The organism is Frankia sp. AgPm24 (assembly GCF_023243055.1).
GTDB lineage: Bacteria > Actinomycetota > Actinomycetes > Frankiales > Frankiaceae > Frankia > Frankia umida.
In genome coordinates this window covers 1-371 of record NZ_JALKFW010000104.1, presented here as the reverse complement: position 1 = coordinate 371, position 371 = coordinate 1, and the positions used below count along the sequence as shown (strand labels likewise).

At 70.1% G+C, this 371-nt stretch carries 1 protein-coding gene; it reads right to left on the bottom strand.

Translation table 11 applies throughout. The features are described 5' to 3' along the window. Positions 1-371, bottom strand: a 371-nt coding sequence (locus MXD61_RS05860) for a polyketide synthase (RefSeq protein ID WP_248811815.1), incomplete at both ends; no start/stop codon positions are given.

The following is a 371-nucleotide window of genomic DNA, read 5'->3' as shown; positions in this document are numbered from 1 at the left end:
TCAGGCCGCTGAAGACGCCGGTGGGGGTGCCGCGGAGGGTGTCGGGGTCGAGGTGGGCGTGTTCGAGGGCTTCCCAGCTGGTTTCGAGGAGGAGGCGTTGTTGGGGGTCCATGGCGAGGGCTTCGCGGGGGCTGATGCCGAAGAACTCGGCGTCGAAGGCGGCGATGTTGGTGAGGAAGCCGCCGGTGTGGGTGTAGGTGGTGCCGGGGTGGTCGGGGTCGGGGTGGTGGAGGGTGTCGAGGTTCCAGCCGCGGTCGGTGGGGAAGGGGCCGATGGCTTCGTTGCCGGTGTCGAGCAGGTGCCAGAGTTCGTCGGGTGAGGTGATGCCGCCGGGGAGTCGGCAGGCCATCCCGACCACGGCGATCGGCTCC